At 44.1% G+C, this 22,651-nt stretch carries 19 protein-coding genes; 18 read left to right on the forward strand and 1 reads right to left on the reverse strand.

What is annotated here, in order from left to right:
- Positions 1 to 10 precede the first annotated feature (10 nt).
- The 4 genes from purM to purD are packed head-to-tail and all read left to right on the forward strand — an operon-like array spanning position 11 to position 4,431.
- On the forward strand, positions 11 to 1,033 hold the full coding sequence (gene purM / locus C1A12_RS17200; RefSeq protein WP_101845813.1) for a phosphoribosylformylglycinamidine cyclo-ligase: 1,023 nt from the start codon (positions 11 to 13) through the stop codon (positions 1,031 to 1,033).
- Positions 1,030 to 1,611, forward strand: coding sequence for a phosphoribosylglycinamide formyltransferase (purN, locus tag C1A12_RS17205; protein ID WP_101845815.1), 582 nt, complete (start codon positions 1,030 to 1,032; stop codon positions 1,609 to 1,611). The genes purM and purN overlap by 4 nt, the downstream gene beginning before the upstream one ends.
- Positions 1,608 to 3,137, forward strand: coding sequence for a bifunctional phosphoribosylaminoimidazolecarboxamide formyltransferase/IMP cyclohydrolase (gene purH / locus C1A12_RS17210; RefSeq protein ID WP_101845817.1), 1,530 nt, complete (start codon positions 1,608 to 1,610; stop codon positions 3,135 to 3,137). The genes purN and purH overlap by 4 nt, the downstream gene beginning before the upstream one ends.
- 16 nt (positions 3,138 to 3,153) lie before the next feature.
- Positions 3,154 to 4,431 carry a phosphoribosylamine--glycine ligase gene (gene purD, locus C1A12_RS17215; protein WP_101845819.1) on the forward strand — a complete coding sequence of 426 codons (1,278 nt, stop codon included), beginning with the start codon at positions 3,154 to 3,156 and terminating at the stop codon, positions 4,429 to 4,431.
- Here purD and C1A12_RS21710 read toward each other — a convergent pair.
- The gene (locus C1A12_RS21710) at positions 4,396 to 4,500 is read right to left on the reverse strand and encodes an EYxxD motif small membrane protein (RefSeq protein ID WP_373420483.1); all 105 of its coding nucleotides are present in this window, start codon (positions 4,498 to 4,500) and stop codon (positions 4,396 to 4,398) included. The two genes, purD and C1A12_RS21710, sit on opposite strands and share 36 nt — an antisense overlap.
- Before the next feature lie 324 nt (positions 4,501 to 4,824).
- On the opposite strand from C1A12_RS21710, the gene C1A12_RS17220 reads away from it, so the two are divergent.
- The 14 genes from C1A12_RS17220 to gatB all read left to right on the forward strand — a co-directional run bounded on the left by C1A12_RS17220 (position 4,825) and on the right by gatB (position 22,558).
- Entirely contained in the window at positions 4,825 to 6,570 is a 1,746-nt protein-coding gene (locus C1A12_RS17220; RefSeq protein ID WP_101845821.1) for an adenine deaminase C-terminal domain-containing protein, read from the forward strand.
- A 39-nt stretch (positions 6,571 to 6,609) separates the two neighbouring features.
- Positions 6,610 to 7,644 (forward strand): DUF3048 domain-containing protein, encoded by a 1,035-nt coding sequence (locus C1A12_RS17225; RefSeq protein ID WP_101845823.1) that lies wholly within the window; start codon positions 6,610 to 6,612, stop codon positions 7,642 to 7,644.
- Entirely contained in the window at positions 7,634 to 7,936 is a 303-nt protein-coding gene (locus tag C1A12_RS17230) for a YerC/YecD family TrpR-related protein (protein ID WP_101845825.1), read from the forward strand. The genes C1A12_RS17225 and C1A12_RS17230 overlap by 11 nt, the downstream gene beginning before the upstream one ends.
- Before the next feature lie 314 nt (positions 7,937 to 8,250).
- A complete protein-coding gene (locus C1A12_RS17235; RefSeq protein ID WP_101845827.1) occupies positions 8,251 to 8,934 on the forward strand; it encodes a heptaprenylglyceryl phosphate synthase in 684 nt (227 codons plus the stop codon).
- Positions 8,935 to 8,956: 22 nt separating this feature from the next.
- Positions 8,957 to 11,185 carry a DNA helicase PcrA gene (gene pcrA / locus C1A12_RS17240; RefSeq protein WP_101845829.1) on the forward strand — a complete coding sequence of 743 codons (2,229 nt, stop codon included), beginning with the start codon at positions 8,957 to 8,959 and terminating at the stop codon, positions 11,183 to 11,185.
- Positions 11,186 to 11,199: 14 nt separating this feature from the next.
- On the forward strand, positions 11,200 to 13,200 hold the full coding sequence (gene ligA / locus C1A12_RS17245; RefSeq protein ID WP_101845831.1) for an NAD-dependent DNA ligase LigA: 2,001 nt from the start codon (positions 11,200 to 11,202) through the stop codon (positions 13,198 to 13,200).
- A 15-nt stretch (positions 13,201 to 13,215) separates the two neighbouring features.
- A complete protein-coding gene (locus C1A12_RS17250) occupies positions 13,216 to 14,364 on the forward strand; it encodes a CamS family sex pheromone protein (RefSeq protein ID WP_101845833.1) in 1,149 nt (382 codons plus the stop codon).
- 156 nt (positions 14,365 to 14,520) lie between these two features.
- Positions 14,521 to 16,071: an L-glutamate gamma-semialdehyde dehydrogenase gene (gene pruA / locus C1A12_RS17255; protein WP_101845835.1), complete on the forward strand. Its 1,551-nt coding sequence runs from the start codon at positions 14,521 to 14,523 to the stop codon at positions 16,069 to 16,071.
- A 396-nt stretch (positions 16,072 to 16,467) separates the two neighbouring features.
- Positions 16,468 to 16,596: a hypothetical protein gene (locus C1A12_RS21545; RefSeq protein WP_255408426.1), complete on the forward strand. Its 129-nt coding sequence runs from the start codon at positions 16,468 to 16,470 to the stop codon at positions 16,594 to 16,596.
- A gap of 6 nt (positions 16,597 to 16,602) precedes the next feature.
- On the forward strand, positions 16,603 to 18,114 hold the full coding sequence (gene putP / locus C1A12_RS17260; RefSeq protein ID WP_101845837.1) for a sodium/proline symporter PutP: 1,512 nt from the start codon (positions 16,603 to 16,605) through the stop codon (positions 18,112 to 18,114).
- A gap of 56 nt (positions 18,115 to 18,170) precedes the next feature.
- Positions 18,171 to 19,100, forward strand: coding sequence for a nuclease-related domain-containing protein (locus C1A12_RS17265; protein WP_159462219.1), 930 nt, complete (start codon positions 18,171 to 18,173; stop codon positions 19,098 to 19,100).
- A 255-nt stretch (positions 19,101 to 19,355) separates the two neighbouring features.
- Positions 19,356 to 19,646 (forward strand): Asp-tRNA(Asn)/Glu-tRNA(Gln) amidotransferase subunit GatC, encoded by a 291-nt coding sequence (gatC, locus tag C1A12_RS17270; RefSeq protein WP_101845841.1) that lies wholly within the window; start codon positions 19,356 to 19,358, stop codon positions 19,644 to 19,646.
- Between the two features lie 12 nt (positions 19,647 to 19,658).
- Positions 19,659 to 21,128, forward strand: coding sequence for an Asp-tRNA(Asn)/Glu-tRNA(Gln) amidotransferase subunit GatA (gene gatA, locus C1A12_RS17275; protein WP_101845842.1), 1,470 nt, complete (start codon positions 19,659 to 19,661; stop codon positions 21,126 to 21,128).
- On the forward strand, positions 21,128 to 22,558 hold the full coding sequence (gene gatB, locus C1A12_RS17280) for an Asp-tRNA(Asn)/Glu-tRNA(Gln) amidotransferase subunit GatB (RefSeq protein WP_101845844.1): 1,431 nt from the start codon (positions 21,128 to 21,130) through the stop codon (positions 22,556 to 22,558). The genes gatA and gatB overlap by 1 nt, the downstream gene beginning before the upstream one ends.
- Positions 22,559 to 22,651: the final 93 nt, after the last annotated feature.

Consider the following 22,651-nt stretch of genomic DNA (forward strand, 5'->3'; position numbering starts at 1 on the left):
CTCCCAAAACATGAGCGAATCTTATAAAAAAGCAGGAGTCGACGTTGAAGCCGGTTATCAGGCTGTTGATTTAATGAAGAAACATGTCCAGCGTACCATGCGTCCGGAGGTCATTGGAGGCTTAGGTTCTTTTGCAGGTTTGTTTGATATAAGCAGCATGACCTACAACCAGCCTGTACTCGTAACGGGAACAGACGGCGTTGGAACGAAGTTGAAGCTGGCATTTGAAATGGATAAGCACGACACAATAGGAGTAGACGTTGTAGCGATGTGCGTTAATGATATTGTTGCTCAAGGTGCCGATCCTCTGCTTTTTCTCGATTACATCGCCTGCGGGAAAAACGAACCAGAGAAAATCGAACAAATCGTAAAAGGGATTGCAGATGGATGTGAACTTTCCCACTGCGCACTGGTTGGCGGTGAAACAGCTGAAATGCCGGGAATGTATGACGAAGATGAATATGATTTAGCCGGATTTGTTGTCGGAATGGCGGACAAAGATCAGCTGATTTCTGGTGAAAGCATCCAACCCGGAGACGCACTAATCGGCTTGTCATCTTCCGGCGTCCATTCAAACGGGTTCTCCCTGGTCCGCCGGATCATCGAAGACAAAAAACTGGACTTACATCAGGTGTATCCGCGTTTTACTCAACCATTAGGAGAAGAACTCTTAACTCCGACAAGAATTTATACGAAGCCGCTGCAATCATTAAAGCAGGCTGTTTCCGTTAAAGGAGCAGCTCACGTAACGGGGGGCGGGTTTTATGAAAATATCCCCCGTACGTTACCGGAAGGGTTGGGAGCACGAATTGATCAAGACAGCTGGGAAGTTCCTGCCATCTTTGAATTTTTACAAGAAGAAGGAAACCTCTCAATCGATGACATGTTAGGCGTATTCAACATGGGAATCGGCATGGTCGCTGTTGTGGCAGAAGGGGAAGTCGATGCAGCCCTCCAAGCGCTTCAGAATGAAGGAGAATCTGCTGCTTTAATCGGACACGTCACAGCACAAGAAGGAATTCATTGGTCATGAGAAACAAAATCGCGGTCTTTGCCTCAGGTACAGGTTCTAATTTTGACGCCATAACCGAGGCAGTTGATGAAGGCATTCTCGATGCAGAAGTCAGCTTACTTGTAACTGACAAAGTCGGTGCAGGTGTAATTGAGAAAGCCCAAAAACGAAACATCGATACTGTCGTTTATACACCGAAAACCTTTACAAACAAAGCAGCCTACGAAGCCGCGGTGCTTAAAGATTGTCAGGCTAGAGACATTGAGTGGATTATCCTGGCCGGATATATGCGTCTGATCGGACCGACATTACTTCAGAGCTACTCAGGACGGATAGTTAACATTCACCCTTCGCTATTACCTGCCTTTCCAGGAAAAGATGCGATCGGACAAGCCATTGACAAAAAGGTAAAAGTAACGGGGGTAACGATACACTTCGTCGATGACGGAATGGACACCGGCCCTATTATTGCTCAGGAAGCGATATCCATTACAGAGAATGATACAAAAGATGAAGTCCGGCAAAAAGTTCAGTCGGTAGAACACAGGCTCTATCCTCGTGTTATCCAATCTCTACTCACCAAGGAGGAAGCTAAATGAAACGTGCATTATTAAGTGTATCCAATAAACAAGGACTCAGCGAATTTGCTAAACAATTAATCGACCTCAACTATGAACTGGTTTCTACCGGCGGAACGAAACGTACGATTGAAGAAGCGGGCCTTCCGGTGAAATCAATTTCGGAGATTACTGAATTTCCTGAAATTATGGACGGCCGTGTAAAAACCCTTCATCCATCTGTTCATGGAGGTCTTCTGGCTAAACGAAGCAATGAGGACCATATGCGCCAGCTGGGAGAACTTAACATTGAAACGATTGATCTTGTAGCTGTAAACCTCTACCCTTTTAAAGAAACGATTGCTAAGCCGGATGTAACTGAAGAAGATGCGATCGAAAATATTGATATCGGCGGACCGACAATGCTCCGCTCTGCAGCTAAAAGCTTTGCAGATGTAGCTGTTGTGGTGGATCCTGATGATTATACCCATGTAATCGACGGACTTCAATCTGGAGATCTATCTTTTGAAGAACGTAAAAATCTTGCAGCTAAAGTATTCCGTCATACAGCTAATTATGATGCTATGATAGCGGAATATTTCTCAGAGCTTACAGAAGAGCCTTATCCAGAGTCCTACACGGTCACTTATGAAAAGGTACAGAGCCTGCGTTACGGAGAAAACCCTCACCAGACGGCTTCTTTTTATAGAAAAGCTAATTATAAAGGGGCTTCACTGGCAAATGCGGAACAGTTAAACGGCAAAGAATTATCTTATAACAATATTCAGGATGCAAATGCTGCGCTGGATGTTGTTCTTGAATTCAATCAGCCTGCTGCTGTAGCTGTTAAACATATGAATCCATGTGGAGTAGGAACGAGTGATAATTTATTTGATGCTTTTGGTAAGGCGTATGCTGGTGACCCTGTTTCCATATTTGGCGGGATCGTTGCGTTAAACCGTGAAGTAGATGGAGATACGGCATCCAAATTAAAAGAGATTTTCTTGGAAATTGTTCTGGCTCCATCGTTTAGCCAGGAAGCGCTTGACATTCTTACAAAAAAGAAAAATTTGCGATTACTGAAGATTGATATGAAAAAACCAGAATTCCAAACTCACAAGCTCACTTCTGTAAGCGGCGGGTTACTTGTCCAGGATACAGATGAGGGGACGCTTGAAGATGTAGAGTTAGAAGTGGCGACTGAACGACAGCCATCTGAGCAAGAATTGAAGGATCTTGAACTCGGATGGAAAGTTGTAAAACATGTTAAGTCCAATGCCATCGTAGTAGCGAAATCAGATCAAACTCTCGGAGTAGGAGCAGGGCAAATGAATCGCGTAGGAGCAGCGCAAATTGCTTTTGAACAAGCGGCAGATCAAGCTCAGGGAGCGGTTATGGCTTCCGATGCCTTCTTCCCAATGCCTGATACGGTTGAAGCAGCTGCTGCGGCCGGCGTGACAGCGATTATCCAGCCTGGCGGATCAAAACGTGACCAGGATTCAATTGATGCCTGCAATAAGCATGGAATCGCCATGGTCTTCACGAAAATGCGTCACTTTAAACACTAAGAGAGGGGGAGACAGAATGAAGGTATTAGTTATTGGACGCGGAGGACGTGAACATAGTCTTGTTCAAAAGTTTGCCGAAAGTCCGCAAGTAACGAAAGTCTATGCTGCTCCTGGAAATGCAGGAATGGAAGAAGATGCAGAATGTGTTCCTGTTTCAGAAACTTCTCACGGGGAGCTGGTAGCTTTTGCTCAAGAAAGCGGAGTGGATGTAACATTTGTCGGGCCGGAGAATCCTTTATTGGATGGAGTCGTAGATGCTTTTAAAGAGGCGGGGCTGCTTGTTTTTGGACCGACTCAAGAAGCGGCTCTTATTGAAGGAAGTAAGCACTATGCCAAGCAGGTTATGAAAAAGTACAGCATACCTACTGCTGATTATGAAGCTTTCAAGAACGCCGAAGAAGCAAAGGCTTATATTCAGAAGAAAGGTGCTCCAATTGTTGTCAAGGCTGATGGCCTGGCAGCAGGGAAAGGAGTAGTGGTAGCTGAAACAACAGATCAAGCGGTCGAAGCAGTAGATGAGATGCTGCTAGACCGTCGATTTGGCGAGGCAAGTAAAGAAATTGTTGTGGAAGAATTTCTGCAGGGTGAAGAATTTTCTTTGATGGCTTTCGTTAATGGAGAGAGCGTCTATCCGATGGTAACAGCTAGAGATCACAAGCGTGCGTATGAAGGCGACGAAGGACCGAATACAGGGGGGATGGGAGCTTTTGCTCCTGCTCACGACCTGTCTGAGGGAGACTATGAATTTGCTGTGGAAAACATTCTAAACCAGACGGCTTCTGCTCTCGTTAAAGAAGGCCGCTCGTTTACAGGGATTTTATATGCAGGCTTAATTCAAACGTCTGAAGGACCGAAAGTAATTGAATTTAATGCAAGATTCGGTGACCCCGAAACACAGGTAGTTCTGCCACTGCTGGAAAACGATCTCCTGCAGGTGATTCTCGATGTCCTTGACGATAGAGATCCCCGGCTTGCCTGGAAGGATCAGGCTTGCGCCGGTGTTGTTGTCGCTTCTGCAGGCTACCCGGGCAGTTATAAAAAAGGCGTTCCTCTGCCGGAATGGTCAAAGCAGCCCGGACTTTTCGTTGTTCATGCCGGTACGAAAAAAGCCGATCAGACATATGTTTCTGATGGCGGACGCGTGTTGCTGTTTGGCAAAACTGCTGACAACCTTGAAACAGCCTTACGGGACGTGAACCAGGCTTTAACCGTATTTGATGCGTCAGAAGATTTCTTTTATCGGAAAGATATTGGTCAGTCAGCTGTTGTTTCTTCGAATAAAAATATAGAGTAAGGCTGCTACAGTACCAATAGCAAGAGATATGACGAAACCTACATCAGTTAAATACTCCATGAAATTCATATTGTCGACATCCTTTACAAATCAGGGCGGGTATCATCCCGCTCTTTTTTTGTGTTCTAAATCCAGGCTGAGGTAAATTTCTTTGTAGTGACATTCAGTGCAAGCGCACAGACACTTGCGGCATAAGCTATATGACCTGTGGAAGAGAGGACCACCTTTTTCCGGCCGTTTGGCTTATGCGAGTCGCGTCTATAAGGGCGCCTACGCCTTTGTGCTTATGATGCTTCAAGCGCTTTCTTTTTTATTCCCCCGGGTTTTCTTATATTTAGCGCAGGGAATCAAACCTGTGTTACGATAGAAAAAATGAACCTGGGAGGCAGCTCCATGAATGAACAACGCTTCCGCTGGCGTAACCGTCAACTTCGCGAACATACAGCCGTTGTAGATGGTAAGCTAGCACCAACAAAGTTAATCAAACAAACAACTTATTTAAACGTATACTTAAAACAATGGATGAAGGGTCATATTTGGATTTATAATGACCGGATTATTTATTGTGGAACAGAGCTTCCCTTGCTCACCGAAGGAACTGAAATTATTGATGGGTCAGACTCTTATATTGTTCCTGGTTATATTGAACCTCATGCCCACCCTTTTCAGTTATATAATCCCCGTAGTCTGGCTGAATATGCAGCTGGAAAGGGAACGACAACGTTAATTAATGATAACCTTATGTGGCTGCTTTTAACCGATCAGGAAAAAGCCTTCTCGCTGCTCGAGGAATTTATGAACGTACCTGCTTCCATGTTTTGGTGGGCTCGTTTTGATTCCCAATCTTCCCTCCCTGAAGAAGAACAGGAGGAGTTTGAGGATCAAGTCCTATCCTGGCTTCATCATGACGCCATCATTCAAGGGGGCGAATTAACGGCCTGGCCGGAAGTCCTCTATGGAGGAGATGATCAAATGCTCCATTGGATGCAGGAAACTAAACGATCCCGAAAACCAACGGAAGGTCACCTGCCCGGAGCCTCGTGGAAAACCCTTGTTAAGATGAAGCTGCTTGGAGTAGATTCCGAGCATGAATCAATGACAGCTGAAGAAGTGATAGAAAGATTGTCATATGGCTATCAAACGGGCTTACGTTATTCTTCTATTCGTCCTGATCTGCCTGATATCCTTAAAGGATTACTCGATAAGAAGCTTCAGTCCTTTGAGCACATTATGTTTACGACGGACGGCTCTACGCCTGGATTTTATCGTGAAGGTGTGATCAATCCGTGTATTAAAATTGCGCTTGAGGCCGGAGTGAAAGATGTTGAAGCTTACATGATGGGATCTTATTACGCAGCCCGTCATTTTGGGATTGAGGATCGTGTCGGAAGTCTTGCACCTGGCCGGGTTGCCCACATAAATTTCTTATCTTCGCCTGAAGATCCTACCCCTCATTCGGTAATAGCCAAAGGAGAATGGGTAACTCGTGATCGAAGTAAAGTAAAAAATGATGAGAGTTTTCCGTGGGAAAAATACGGGTTGAAAGCTCTTGATTTATCATGGGATTTAGCAGATGAAGATCTGCAATTTTCAATGCCGGTCGGGATGGAGATGGTGAATGAAGTTATCATGAAGCCGTTCGCAATCGATGTTGATTCATCGGCAGAATGTCTGCCCGAGGACCACGATGAAGCTTTTTTAACCTTGCTTGACCGTGATGGAAAATGGAGAGTAAATACACTGCTTAAAGGTTTCACAGATTCGCTTGGAGCACTGGTCAGTTCTTATTCAAACACGGGAGATATCATCTTGCTTGGTAAATCCAGACCTGATATGAAACTGGCTTTCCAACGATTGAAGGAAATTGGAGGAGGTATTGTACTTGTAAATAATGGGCAGGTTGTATTTGAACTCGCTTTATCTCTATCTGGTGTAATGGCAGACATGGAGATGAGTGAGCTGATTGAGAAGGAAAATGAATTAAAGAAACAATTAAAAACATATGGTTATACGTTTGGAGACCCTGTTTATACACTGCTCTTTTTGTCATCCATGCACTTGCCGTTTATTCGTATTACGCCTGTGGGGATTATGGATGTGAAAAAGAATGAGGTTCTTTATCCAGCGATCATGCGGTAAAATATAGAGAGATGAGAAAATTGTAAGGGGAATTAATGAATGAGAAAGTTCTTATGGGTAAGTGTGTTTTTACTTTTTAGTGTGTTAGCAGCCTGCAGTAACAACAACGATTCAAAGAAAGAAGAGAAGGATGCTGCTGCTCAGGAAGAAGATGAGGCTCCGGAGAATACTTATCCGCTCACAGGAGAAACAGCGAGTGGAAGTATTGACCAGCGAGTGATATCAGTAATGGTTAACAATCATTCTCAAGCACGGCCTCAATCAGGGTTAAGCAAAGCTGACATTGTATATGAATTTCTGGCAGAAGGGTATATCACCAGGTTTCTGGCTGTCTATCACAGTGACCTGCCGGAAAATGTGGGACCGGTCCGTAGTGCACGGCCATATTTTTATGAAGTCGCTGATGGCTTTGATGCTCTTTATACTTATCATGGGGCAGCGAATTTCATTAATGATGATATTGAAGACAGCGGGGTTGATTACGCGGATGGAGCCCATTATGACAATGACCGCGAGCTGTTTAAAAGAACATCAGACCGGCAGGCTCCGCATAACTCTTACTTAATTACAAATGGGCTTGAACAGTTGCTGCAAAGTAAAGGTTACGATACTGAGATGGAGATTGACCCTCTTCTTTTTAGTAACGAAATGAAAGCAGAAGGAACATCGGCTCAACAAGTTACGGTGACTTATGATGAGGATGAAACTGTGACTTACACGTATGATAATCAAAAAGAACAATATTTACGTGAAAGCGATGGAGAAGCGACAGTAGATGCGGAAACGAATGAACAAATCGCTCTTGAGAACGTCTTTATTGTAGCAGCTTCCCATGAAGTAATTGATGATGAGGGCCGCCGGGATATCGACTTGAAATCAGGCGGAAAAGGATACCTCTTGCAAAACGGGGAGCAGATTGATGTAGAATGGAAGAATAAAGATGGGCGGATTCTCCCATATAAAGATGGGAAGCCTTTACCGTTTAAACCTGGTCAAACTTGGGTGAATGTTATTCCTGAAGAACCAGGAATCGTATCTGTTAACGAAAAGGGAGGGGATACAAGTGCAGATTGATAAATTAAGAGGCAAGACGCTGGACCAGCTTTTTGAAGCAATTTTATCCTTGAAAGATGTAGAAGAATGCTATGAATTTTTTGATGACTTGGCTACCATGAACGAAGTACAGTCACTTGCCCAGCGCCTGGAAGTAGCAAGAATGCTTCGTGAAGGGTTTACCTATCATAAAATCGAAACCGAAACAGGCGCCTCGACGGCAACTATTTCTCGTGTTAAGCGCTGTTTAAACTATGGAAATGACGCTTATACGCTTGCTTTGGACAGGGTACAAGAGAAAAGAACAGAATAATCCTGAAGGACCGTCCTATTGAGTTGGGCGGTTTTTTGATGAATAAATATAAGGATGTTCGTAATGGAGGCAAACAGACTAATGCAGAGAGTCGGTCTCAGCTGTGAAATTCAGTTGTACATGTAGATACACCGCTCCCCAGTCTTCACAAAAAATCCCTCTTATTGATTCATCTAATAAGTAAAAGTTTGCTATAATATATGAATGGACAAAAGGTTGACCGAGAGCGGCCAGTAGGAAGAAACTATGTAATAAACAGCATGCACGTGAGTCGGACGCGAGAGGAAGATTCACGATTTGGGGGAAAATATAACTTGGCAAATGTTAAAGAATGGAACCATGTTTTCAAACTGGATCCGAATAAATCAATAGAAGAAGACGATTTATCCTCTATCTGTGAGTCTGGAACGGATGCTGTCATTATTGGAGGCACAGATGGGATTACGTTCGACAACGTGTACGATCTGTTCGAGAGAGTTCAGCCTTACCCCATCCCGTGTCTGCTTGAAGTATCAACTATGGAAGCTATTATGCCTGGTTTTGATGGATACTTAATCCCGAGCGTGCTCAACAGCACTAACAAAAAGTTTATTACGGGTGTGCAGCACGAAGCAATTAAAGAATATAATGACTGGATTGATTGGAAGCAGATGTTCACAGAAGGTTATTGTATACTGAATCAGGAAGCCAAGGTTTTCACAGCAGCTGAGTGTGAACTTCCTTCGAACGAAGATGTTTATGCCTACGCCGTGATGGCCGAGCAGATGTTTCACTTTCCGATTTTTTACTTAGAATACAGTGGAGCATATGGTGATCCAGATTTAGTTCAACAGGTTAGTAATCATCTGGAGGAGACGACTCTGTTTTATGGTGGAGGTATTAAATCATTTGAGCAGGCAGCAGAGATGAAGCAGTATGCGGATGTCATAGTTGTCGGCAATATTATATATGAAAATATGCAGGCTGCTTTACGTACGGTCAAAGCCTGCAGGCAATAATTAAAAAAAGGAAGGTGTCCCGATGACACAAGCAATGCACCCTCTAGTCAAAGGGTTGAACGAACAACAGAGGAATGCGGTCACCCACACGGAAGGCCCGCTTCTGATTATGGCCGGAGCAGGCAGTGGAAAAACAAGAGTCCTTACACATCGTATAGCTTATCTGCTTGACGAGCGAGATGTATCTCCACGTAATGTGTTAGCCATCACCTTTACGAATAAAGCGGCACGTGAAATGAAACAACGTGTCGAATCATTAGTTGGCCCTGAAGCGGAAAAAATATGGATGTCTACCTTCCATTCGATGTGTGTACGCATACTAAGACGCGATATTGACCGTATCGGGTACGACCGCAACTTCTCGATTCTGGATTCCAGTGATCAGCAGTCGGTTATTAAGCAAGTACTAAAAGAGCTGAATTTGGATCCGAAGAAATGGGATCCTCGTGCAATGATGGGAGCCATCAGCAACGCAAAGAACGAATTGATTACACCGGAGCAGTACGAACGTGAGGCAACGAATATGCACGAGGAACAAATCGCCCAGATCTACAAAGGCTATCAGAAGAAACTGCGGAAAAATCAGTCTCTCGATTTTGATGATTTAATTATGCAGACTCTTACCCTTTTTGACCGTTTACCGGAAGTACTCGAATATTATCAGCGTAGATTTCAATACATTCATGTAGATGAGTATCAGGATACAAACCATGCTCAATATCAACTCGTCAAACATTTAGCCAGCCGCTATAAGAATCTATGTGTTGTAGGGGACTCTGATCAGTCCATATACCGCTGGCGGGGAGCGGATATAACGAATATCCTCTCCTTTGAGAAGGATTATCCGAATGCGCGGACGATTCTACTGGAACAAAACTACCGTTCCACAGAGCTGATATTGAATGCGGCGAACAAAGTTATTGCCAATAACAGCGGACGAAAAGCCAAAAATTTATGGACGGATAATAGCGGCGGTACAAAAATACAGTACAAGGAAGCGGGCACAGAAAGAGAAGAAGCCTTTTATGTGACCGATCAAATTGAAGACCTGGTGCGAAGCGGTCGCTTTCAATATAAAGATGTAGCGATTTTATATCGGACGAATGCTCAGTCGCGTGCGATTGAGGAAACCTTTGTAAAATCAGGGGTTCCCTATCAAATGGTGGGCGGCACAAAGTTCTACGATCGTAAAGAAATTAAAGATTTACTCGCTTATTTGCGGCTCATTGCCAACCCGAACGATGACTTAAGTTATCAGCGGGTAGTGAATGAACCAAAACGGGGCGTAGGAAAGACGAGCCTGGACAAACTACAGGCATACGCAGCCGCTCAGGACATTTCACTCTATGAAGCTTCGGCAGAAATTGATTTCGTAGGAGTAAGTGCCAAAGCTGCAAAATCCATCATGAACTTCTATCAAATGATCCGTAATTGGACGCAGCAGCAGGAGTTTCTTTCAGCTACAGATATGGTGAATGAGGTCATTGAAGTCACAGGCTATGAAGATATGTTGAAAAATGAGAAAAGCCTGGAAGCACAGAGCCGACTTGAGAACATTGAGGAATTCAAATCTGTTACGAAGAACTTTGAAGAGGCGTCTGAAGATAAAACATTAATTGCTTTTTTAACCGACCTGGCGTTAATTGCCGATATTGATTCTATGAACGATGAGCCTGGAAGCGATGATACGGTAACCTTGATGACCTTACACTCAGCCAAGGGGCTTGAATTTCCAGTTGTCTTTTTAATTGGTATGGAAGAGAACGTGTTTCCTCATACCCGCTCATTAATGGATGATGATGAAATGGAAGAAGAGCGACGACTTGCCTATGTAGGCATTACTAGAGCTGAACGAGAGCTTTATTTAACTCATGCAAAAATGCGTACTCTTTATGGACGTACGAATATGAATCCCGTCAGCCGTTTTATCCATGAAATTCCTGAAGATTGTTTGGAAGGAAGAGCGGAGAAAGAATCGCTCCCATTTTTCAACCAGAAGCGTGAAACTTCTATGAATGCACCAACTCAACCGGCTCCAAAAAAACGGGCAGCCAAAAAAGAAAAAACAACATCAGGGGGAGAAAAAGTTTCATGGCAGCCTGGGGATAAAGCAGCCCACAAGAAATGGGGCGAAGGAACGGTTGTTAAAGTACAAGGTGAAGGAGAAGATATGGAGCTGGATATTGCCTTTCCGGCACCCACCGGCATCAAACGGTTAATCGCTAGATTTGCACCGATTAAGAAAGTGTAAGGACGTGGTAGGAAATGAATCAACAGGAAGCACAGCAGCATTTGCAGTCATTAAGAGAAGAAATCCATCGATATAATTATGAATATCATACACTCGATGCTCCCAGCGTATCGGACTATGAGTACGACAAAAAAATGCGTGAACTTCTGGACCTTGAGGCAGAGTATCCACAGCTTGTCACCCCTGATTCCCCTTCTCAGCGAGTAGGAGCCGAACCACTTAGTGCCTTTCAAAAGGTGCGTCATAACGTGGCCATGCTCAGCCTGGGGAATTCCTTTGACGAGCAGGAATTACGAGATTTTGACCGCCGCGTGCGGGAAGGTACAGGCGAGGAAGTAACCTATGTATGTGAGTTAAAGATTGATGGGCTGGCTGTTTCTCTAACATATGAGGATGGGGTTTTTGTCAGGGGAGCCACTCGTGGTGATGGTACTACGGGTGAAGATATTACGGTTAACCTCCGGACAATCAAGACCATCCCTCTCCGCCTTCACCAGCCGGAGACATTGGAAGTCCGCGGCGAAGCCTTTATGCCAAAGGAAGCCTTTTTAAAAATGAATGAGGCCAGGGAAGAAAAAGGAGAGGAACCTTTTGCCAACCCCCGAAATGCAGCAGCAGGTTCCCTTAGACAACTCGATCCGAAGATTGCGGCTAAACGTAATTTGGACATTTTTCTATATGGAGTAGGGGAGTGGCAGGGTGAATCCTCTTCTTCTCACAGCGAACGGCTTGAGAGAATGCAGCATTTGGGCTTAAAAACGAACCCGGAATGGAAGAAATGCGGCACCATTGAAGAAGTTATAGAATATGTACACGGATGGGTGGAACGTCGTCCTGATCTGGATTATGAAATCGACGGGATCGTGATTAAAGTTGACCGTCTTGATCAGCAGGAAGCTTTGGGTTTTACAGCAAAGAACCCGCGCTGGGCCACCGCTTACAAATTCCCGGCTGAAGAAGCAGTAACCAGGTTAAATGATATCGAACTGAGTGTAGGACGTACAGGCGTAGTAACCCCAACGGCTATTCTAAATCCTGTAAAAGTAGCAGGGACGACTGTACAGCGTGCTTCTCTGCATAATGAGGATCTCATACGGGAACGGGATATCCGTATAGGTGATACGGTTGTCATTAAGAAAGCTGGAGACATTATTCCGGAAGTTGTACGTGTGATCACGGAGCAGCGCAGCGGTGAGGAAGAAGCTTACTCGATGCCCGAGCATTGCCCTGAATGTAACAGCAAGCTTGTGAGGCTGGAAGAAGAGGTAGCGCTGCGCTGTATTAATCCGAATTGCCAGGCTCAGCTTCGCGAAGGATTAATTCATTTTGTGTCCCGTAACGCCATGGATATTGAAGGTCTCGGAGAGAAAGTGATTGCTCAGCTTTTTAAAGAAAACTTAATCGCCACGATTGCCGACTTGTATAAACTGCAGCGGGAGGAGCTGCTTCAGCTCGAACGGATGGGGCAGAAATCCGTAGATAATTTGTTAAAAGCCATTGAAGACTCTAAGGATAATTCTTTAGAAAAACTTTTATTTGGATTAGGGATTCGATATGTAGGAACGAAAGCCGCCCAGACGCTGGCGCAGGAGTTCGAAACAATGGACGAGTTAAGCAAAGCTGGCGTCGAAACGCTTATGCAAGTTCCTGAAATTGGGGAGAAAATGGCCGATTCGATTGCACGCTATTTTGCAAAGCCACAGGTCCTTGAGCTTCTTGAAGACTTAAAACAGTCAGGGATCAACATGGAATACAAAGGACCGAAGAAAAACCAGGGTCCTGACAATTCCCCGTTTAAAGGGAAAACAATCGTACTTACCGGAAAGATGGAACAATTCACTCGGTCAGAAGCGAAAAACATTGTACAGGAGCTTGGCGGCAAAGTAACGGGGAGTATAAGTAAAAACACTGATTTACTTATTGCCGGTGAAGATGCAGGCTCAAAGTACGACAAAGCTGAAAAACTCGGTGTAGAAATTTGGAACGAAGAAGAATTTGCGAATGCTTTAACATAACAGGGAGTGGAATACATGAGGAAGCTACACGCCGTTTGGCTGGCTATGATCCTTATTGTCAGTGCGTGTACACCGGTATACGATAATACAGATGAGGTTGTTCGCGAGACGACGGATGAAGAAAGCGAAGAAAAAGCGATTATTCCAAACTATGATTTATCAGATAATACGTATCGTATGATTCTAACAGAAGGGGCATCAAAAATTTCTGCAGCCCGCGGAGTAACAACCAATCAAATGGGAAACCGCCTCGATATTGCTGAATTTGAAGGTGGTTTGCAGCGTCACTCTAAAGAATATTATAACCCTGAGGAATATTATTTCCAGCCAGGGCAGTTTCTAGATGATGATACACTGCTAAGCTGGCTTGGCAGGGCTTCGGAGAGTAATGAGGAAGGGCTGAACCCTGAGCTTGATGAAGATTCTGCATCGGAAGAAGAGTTCCGCGAGACACCACGTTACATCTCAAATATTGTGGAACAGAATTACTTAACCCGAGAAGGAGACGATGATGTCGTAGAGCTAGCCGGACTGACAATTGGTATCTCTATGCGCTCTGTCTACGATTTTCAGGCGGAAGGCCGTGATTACTCTGAGAACATATCAACAAGTGAATCGTTGTCAAAAGGCCGGGAATATGCGAATACCATTCTTGAGCGTCTGCGTGAAAGAGAAGACCTTCAGAATGTACCGGTAGCTTTTGCTATTTATGAAGAAGAGGAAGATAACGCTGAATCGCCGGGGAACTTTTTAAGTAAAGGGTATGCAGGGGGCTCTGATAATTCGGTAGGCAACTGGGAAGATATCGATGAGGAATATGTTCTCTTCCCGTCTGATGAAGCCGAAGAGGATCACTTTGATGATGCCGAAATTTTCTCTGATTTCCGTACAGAAGTGTCTGATTACTTCCCGAACTTTGTAGGAATGATCGCGAATGGATTTTATGTAGATGATGAATTACGAGAAGTGAAGATTGATATCCCAATTCAGTTTGATTCACAAACTGAAGTGACCGGATTTACTCAATATGTTTACAGTCTGGTTATGGAGATGTTTGAAGACCATTATTCCGTAGAAGTGAAGATTAACAGTATGGACCAACAGGAAAGTCTGATTGTAAAAGAGCCTGGACAGGAAGAACCTTTTGTCCACATTTATGATTAGTAAAAAGAGCCGTGACGGGAAGAATACCGTTACGGCTCTTTTAATCTAGTTGAAGAAAGAGACAACTTGCGATAAAATATTTTGTGGAAACGCTTAACTTTGTAATTTTCTAAAAATTAAAGCGTCTGACCCAACAAATTGAGGAGGCGGTTTTACATGGTAGTTGCTTACAAACATGAACCATTTACAGATTTCAGTATGGATGAGAATAAGAAGGCCCTTGAAGATGCGATTAAACAGGTTGAAGCTGACTTAGGGAAGGATTACCCGCTGATCATCGGCGGCGAACGGATTATGACTGATGATAAAATAAAAGTAGTTAACCCTGCTAATAAAAAAGAAGTGATCGGCTATGTATCAAAAGCAAATCAGGATCTGGCGGAAAAAGCTCATCAAATAGCGGATGATACATTCAATTGGTGGCGAAAAACTAAAGCACAATTTCGTGCAGACATTTTATTCCGCGCAGCGGCTATCGTCCGCCGGCGTAAACATGAATTTACTGCCCATCTAGTCAAAGAGGGAGGCAAACCCTGGAAAGAAGCTGATGCTGATACAGCGGAAGCCATCGACTTTATGGAATATTACGGAAGACAGATTTTAGAAATCGATAAAGGGGTAGAAATTAATTCCCGTCCGATTGAAAACAACCGCTTTCATTATATACCGCTTGGCGTAGGTGTAGTCATTTCGCCTTGGAACTTCTTGTTCGCCATTATGTGCGGCACGACTGTTGCTTCCATGGTATCAGGCAATACGGTGCTGCTTAAACCGGCAAGTGCGACGCCAATCATTGCATATAAGATGATGGAAGTCCTCGAAGAAGCTGGAATGCCGGCCGGAGTAATTAACTATATCCCCGGAAGCGGAAAGGAAGTAGGCGACTACCTGGTGGATCACCCACGTACAAGATTCGTAAGCTTTACTGGGTCGCGCGAAGTGGGAACCCGGATTTTTGAAAGGGCTTCAAAAGTTCAGCCTGGTCAAAAATGGCTGAAGCGCACCATCATTGAAATGGGCGGTAAAGATACGATTGTGGTCGATAAAGATGCGGACCTGGAATTAGCGGCTGATGCGATTACGTATTCTGCTTTCGGTTTCTCAGGTCAGAAATGTTCGGCTTGTTCACGCGTGGTAGCGCATGAGGCTATTTACGACGAATTGCTAGATAAAGTCACAGCGAAAACAAAAGAATCTGTATCGTATGGAGATCCAGCCGCTCACGACACTTATATGGGGCCTGTGATCGACCAGGCAGCTTACGATAAGATTTTAAGTTACATTGATATTGGAAAAGAAGAAGGCAGGCTTGTTACAGGAGGCAAGGGGAACGACAGCAAAGGATGGTTTATCGAACCTACTGTATTTGCTGATTTGGCCCCTGACGCGCGTATTATGCAGGAAGAAATTTTTGGCCCTGTTGTCGGCTTTACAAAGGCTGCAACATTTGATGAGGCGATTGAAATAGCTAACAACACTGAATACGGGTTAACAGGCGCTGTAATCACTACTAACCGGCAAAACCAGGAAAAAGCCCGTGAAGACTTTCATGTCGGGAATCTTTATTTTAACCGGGGTTGTACAGCTGCTATTGTCGGCTATCATCCGTTTGGAGGCTTTAATATGTCAGGAACCGATTCAAAAGCAGGCGGACCTGATTATCTCATTCACCACATGCAGGGAAAAACAACATCAGAAATGCTGTAACTCTGCAGGGAAGCCCTTTGTTCATGAGAGCAAAGGGCCTTATTTGTTGGACGATTCCGAATAAAAATGCAGTATTTTAAGCTTGAAAATGCAACTTTTTATACGGGAGAAAAGACTTCCCTGACCTTGGAATATTTACCTCTAGCAAATTTTTATTTATAAAATTATATGAATAGATATCATCTATATAGGACAAATTTATACATATAATCAAAAATAATGTATATTTATTCAACCAAAAGTCAATATTATAATTTTTGCAATGTTCTAACTACTATACTATGATATAGTGGTACCTGTGTTTGGCTATTTTCACTTCTGTGCCTGATTTGCAGGCATTCTGAATTATTTAACAATTGCATAGGAGTGTATATTACACAAATTGGAGGTGACACCGTGTTTGAACTAGCAACCGCTGCAGGACAATATTCACTTTCAGGCGCAACATGGTTCTGGCTGTTTGTACCAATGCCGTTATTAATCATTTTATCATTAATTACACTATTTACCGGAAGGAGCGAGTAAGTAAACATGGGTTCAGCAACGTTAATTACGTTTATAGTATATCTCATAGGTATGTTGTTGATTGGTTTTGCCGCATACCGTTTAACAAGCAATTTATCTGATTATGTATTAGGTGGTCGTCGATTAAGTCCGGGAGTTGCCGCACTTAGTGCCGGAGCATCGGATATGAGTGGCTGGTTACTGTTAGGTTTACCTGGTGCCATTTATGCATCTGGTTTAGCGGAGGCTTGGATTGGTGTAGGACTTGCTATTGGTGCATACTTAAACTGGCAGTTTGTCGCACGTCGTTTGCGTGTCTATACGGAGGTTGCGAAGGATTCTATTACGGTTCCAGACTATTTAGAGAATCGTTTCCACGATCACTCTCATATCTTACGTGTTATTTCTGCATTAGTCATTCTTTTATTCTTTACATTTTACACGTCATCCGGTATGGTTGCCGGCGCCACATTATTTGAAGCTTCATTTGATTTAACGTATACACAGGCTCTATGGATTGGTGCCATTGTAACTATTTCTTACACGTTCCTCGGCGGTTTCTTAGCCGTTAGCTGGACAGACTTTGTACAAGGCATCCTCATGTTCCTGGCTTTAATTGCCGTGCCAATTGTCGCCGCGCAGGAGCTTGGCGGATTTAGTGAAGCAGTTGATGCAGTAGGACAAATCGATCCAGGACACCTGCAAATGGTACAAGGCGTAGGAGCAATGGCGATTATTTCTTCACTTGCATGGGGGCTTGGTTACTTCGGCCAGCCTCACATCCTGGTGCGTTTTATGGCTCTGCGTTCACCAAAAGATGTACCAAAAGCCCGCTTGATCGGAATCGGCTGGATGGTTATCGGACTTTATGGTGCGATTTTTACAGGGTTGTTCGGTCTGGCTTATGTGGCAGCAAATGACGTAAGCGGACTGGGAAGCTTTGGAGTGGCTCTGACAGAACAAGACGGCGTTCAAATGCTGGATAATTCAGAAACCATTTTCATCGCATTTTCTCAAATCTTATTCCACCCGGTTATTGCAGGGATTCTCTTAGCAGCGATTCTTTCTGCGATTATGAGTACAATTGACTCTCAATTGCTTGTGTCCTCTTCCGCACTAGCTGAAGACTTTTATAAAGCGATTTTCCGTAAAAATGCGTCAGACCGTGAACTTGTGTGGATTGGTCGTGTAGCTGTTGCGGGTATTGCTTTAGCTGCGATTTTCCTTGCAAGCGGAGCGGAAAATACCGTACTTGAGCTGGTATCGTACGCATGGGCAGGATTCGGTGCTGCATTCGGACCGATTATCATACTGTCTCTTTTTTGGAAAGGTATTACTCGTAACGGTGCTTTAACGGGCATTATCGTAGGTGCGGTTACTGTCGTAGTTTGGGCGGACTTCCTTAGCGGCGGAATCTTTGATCTGTATGAACTTGTTCCAGGTTTCATCCTGAGCGGGATTGCTGCCATATTAGTCAGCTTAGCAGGTACTCCACCGAAAGAAGTAGCAGCTGAATTTGAAGAAGCAACACGTCAATAACAGTTTAAGATCTCCAGCTTATGGCTGGAGATCTTTTATTAAACAGGAGGAACGCGATGATTGTAAAAGAACGCAAGAAACCTGAGCATTTGCTGGCGTTAGAGGCATTGATGAGAAGAACGTATAGTCGAATAGATGATATGGAAAGGGACCTTTCACTTTATCGTGCTGGATTTAAGGGAGAAGAATCTTTTGATTATCACTTAAAAAATTTATCTCCCGCTTTTCATATCCTTCACGATGTAAGATTACAGATAGATGATGATTATACTCAGCTGGATACGATATTGCTCTCAGAAAAGTTTATAGTCGTTATTGAAGTGAAGAATTTTATAGGAAAATTGACATTCGATGAAGCACGTCACCAATTAATCCGCACCCTTGAAGGAAAAGAAGAAGCGTTCCTCGATCCACTGCTTCAAGTAAGAAGACAGAAAAATTATTTAAGAAAATGGCTGAACCTCCACAGCTTTCCCGATCTCCCCTTAGAAACCCTCATCGTCATAAGCAAACCCTCAACTATAATTGAAACATCCAACCCATCTGTGCTCCACAGCGCTTATCTCCCTTTTAAAATAAGTGAATTGGCAAGCAATTATGAAAAACAAATACTCGGGCAGAATGATTTACTACGCCTCGGTCAGGAGCTGCAGCAGGCTCATACGCCACGGAAAGTAGATGTGCTTCAGAAATATCAAATAAGAAAAGAGAATCTGCGGGTCGGTGTGTACTGCCCAGGCTGCACAACTCTGCCTATGGCTAGGGGGTACGGCAAATGGAAATGTTCTTTTTGTGGATTGGCTTCTGCGGATGCTCACATAGAGAGTCTCCGCGATTATAGATTGCTGGTGGGGGATGTTATTACAAATCGCGAGCTGCGATGGTTCTTACAAATTGACTCTGAAAGAATAGCAAGGAGCATTATCCAATCCCTGTATCCAGTTGGGAAAACAAAAGGAAGGAGATACAGGCTGGATTTTATGTAAATGTCAGAATTCATGCCTATAATGTCAGAAAAACCAGCCCAAATGTCAGAAAAAATACTCCAATTGTCAGAAAAACCACCTCAAATGTCAGTATCACTATGGCCAATTGACCCAACTAACATTCAGGAAAAACCCCCTGAATGAACTTTAACTATATGTTATGATAGGAAGGGTGTATAGCTGTACGTTGCGTATGAAAACAGATTTTTGGTATGATCATATATTATGTGAGATCGAAATGGAGGTAACGACGACATGTCCCGAATTAGTAAAGAAGAAGTGAAACACGTGGCACACTTGGCCCGTCTTTCCATTAAGGAAGAAGAAGCTGATCTTTTCACTAAGCAGCTTGACGATATTATTACGTACGCTGAGCAGTTAAATGAACTGGATACTGAAGGCGTAGAGCCGACGACACACGTTCTTGACCTGCAGAATGTAATGCGTAAGGATGAACCGAAGAAATGGATTGAAAAAGAAGATGCGCTTAAGAACGCACCAGATCAACAGGATGGACAATATAAAGTCCCATCCATTTTGGAATAGGGAGGGTATTTCATGTCTTTGTTTGAACATTCTTTACGTGAGTTGAAGGATAAGCTACATAGTAAAGAAATTACCGTAACGGATTTAGTCAATGAATCATACAACCGAATTGAGGAAGTAGACGACCAAGTCAAAGCCTTCCTTACGTTAAATAAAGAAGCAGCTTTAAAACAAGCAGTTGAATTAGATGATACGCGCGGTGATGACGCTGCGAAGCTGTTCGGCCTGCCAATCGGTGTAAAAGATAACATCGTTACGAAAGGTTTGCGCACGACAGCGGCCAGCCAGTTCCTTGATAACTTCGAGGACCCGCTTTACGATGCGACCGTCGTGAATAAGCTGAACGAAGCGAAGTCTGTGACGATCGGGAAGCTGAACATGGACGAGTTTGCCATGGGATCTTCCAACGAAAACTCAAGCTACTATGCAACGCGTAATCCATGGAATACAGATTACGTTCCAGGAGGATCAAGTGGTGGATCAGCTGCTTCCGTAGCAGCGGGCGAAGTACCATTCTCTCTTGGTTCTGATACAGGCGGTTCCATCCGCCAGCCAGCAGCATTCTGCGGTGTTGTCGGGTTGAAGCCTACATACGGCCGTGTGTCCCGTTTCGGCTTAATTGCATTTGCGTCTTCTTTAGACCAAATCGGACCGATTACACGCTCTGTTGAAGACAACGCGTACCTGCTTGAAACGATCGCAGGCTACGACCAAATGGACTCTACTTCAGCAAACGTAGAAGTGCCAAGCTATACAGATGCTCTTACAGGTGATGTAAAAGGGTTGAAGATTGCCGTGCCGAAGGAGTATCTCGGCGAAGGTGTAGCACCTGAAGTGAAAGAGGCCGTCCAAGCCGCACTGAAAAAGTATGAAGAGCTTGGAGCGACTTGGGACGAAGTATCCCTGCCTCACTCTAAATATGCAGTAGCGACATACTACCTGCTGTCATCTTCTGAAGCGTCTGCCAACCTGGCCCGCTTTGACGGCGTACGATACGGCAAGCGTACAGAAAACGCAGAAACGATGCTTGATATGTTTAAGCGTTCCCGTTCTGAAGGCTTCGGCAACGAAGTGAAGCGCCGTATTATGCTTGGAACCTTTGCGCTCAGCTCAGGTTATTATGACGCCTACTATAAAAAAGCGCAGCAGGTTCGTACATTAATTAAGAACGATTTCGAAAAAGTACTCGAAGACTATGACGTGATTGTAGGACCAACCACGCCTACTCCAGCGTTTAAAGTCGGAGAGAAAATCGATGATCCGCTGACGATGTATGCGAACGATATTTTAACGATTCCAGTCAACTTAGCTGGTGTACCAGGAATCTCTGTTCCGTGCGGCTTCTCCTCTGACGGCCTTCCGATCGGCCTGCAGATTATCGGCCGGCACTTTGATGAGAGCAGCGTTTATCGTGCTGCTCATGCCTATGAACAGGCGACAGACTTCCATAAACAACGCCCGTCCCTTGGAGGTGCGCGCTAATGAATTTTGAAACAGTGATTGGACTTGAGGTCCACGTAGAATTAAAAACAGCATCTAAAATTTTCAGTCCTTCTCCGAATATGTTCGGGGATTCACCGAATACAAACGTTAACCCGATCGACCTTGGCTACCCGGGAGTACTTCCTGTTCTTAACGAGGAAGCTGTAAACTATGCAATGAAAGCGGCTATGGCGTTGAATTGTGAGATTGCCACCGATACGAAGTTCGATCGTAAGAACTATTTCTATCCGGACAACCCGAAAGCGTATCAGATTTCTCAATTTGATAAACCAATCGGAGAAAATGGCTACATCGATATTGAAGTTGATGGGGTGAAGAAACGCATCGGCATTACCCGCCTGCACATGGAGGAGGATGCTGGTAAGCTGACTCACAGTGATGACGGCTATTCTCTCGTTGACTTTAACCGTCAAGGAACACCGCTCGTAGAAATTGTGTCCGAGCCAGACATTCGTTCACCAAAAGAAGCATATGCTTATTTAGAGGCATTAAAGAATATTATCCAGTATACAGGTGTATCTGATTGTAAGATGGAAGAAGGATCGCTGCGTTGTGACGCCAACCTTTCCATTCGTCCAATCGGCCAGGAAGAATTCGGGACAAAGACTGAACTTAAAAACTTAAACTCGTTCTCGTTTGTACAAAAAGGTCTTGAGTTTGAAGAGAAGCGCCAGGAGAAGGTCCTCCTATCCGGCGGAGAAATTCTTCAGGAAACCCGCCGTTATGATGAACAGACGAAAGAAACGATCCTGATGCGTGTGAAGGAAGGTTCAGATGACTACCGTTACTTCCCGGAACCGGATCTTGTGCCTCTTCACATTGATGAAGCGTGGAAAGACCGTATCTTTAATCAGATTCCTGAACTTCCCGACGCTCGTAAGAAACGCTACATTGAAGAGTTAAAGCTTCCTGCGTATGATGCGATGGTTCTAACAAACAATAAGGAAATGTCCGATTTCTTCGAAGAAACGATCGAAGCAGGCGGGGACGTGAAGCAGGCCTCCAACTGGCTGATGGGTGAAGTGTCGGCTTATATGAATAAGCATGATAAAGAATTCAGCGACCTTGCCTTAACACCTTCAGGATTGGCGAAACTGACGAAGCTGATTGAAGACGGCACCATTTCTTCTAAGATCGCGAAGAAGGTATTTGGAGACCTCGTCGAAAAAGGCGGAGATCCAGAGAAGATTGTAAAAGACAAAGGTCTTGTACAGATTTCCGATGAAGGCCAGCTTCGTGAAATTATTACAGGTATTCTTAATAATAACCAGCAGTCAATTGAAGACTATAAGAATGGTAAAGACAAAGCGATTGGTTTCTTAGTCGGCCAGGTAATGAAGCAGACAAAAGGTCAGGCAAACCCGCCTATGGTAAACAAGATCTTGTTAGAAGAAATCGATAAGCGATAGAGCAATGCGGCAAGGGTACGACCCTTTCCGTCCACAATGAGAGCACGCACTCATCGTGCGTGCTTTTGTTTGTGGAATACAAAAATGTTTTCA

It is taken from the genome of Halobacillus sp. Marseille-P3879 (assembly GCF_900240285.1).
Taxonomy (GTDB): Bacteria; Bacillota; Bacilli; order Bacillales; family Halobacillaceae; genus Halobacillus_A.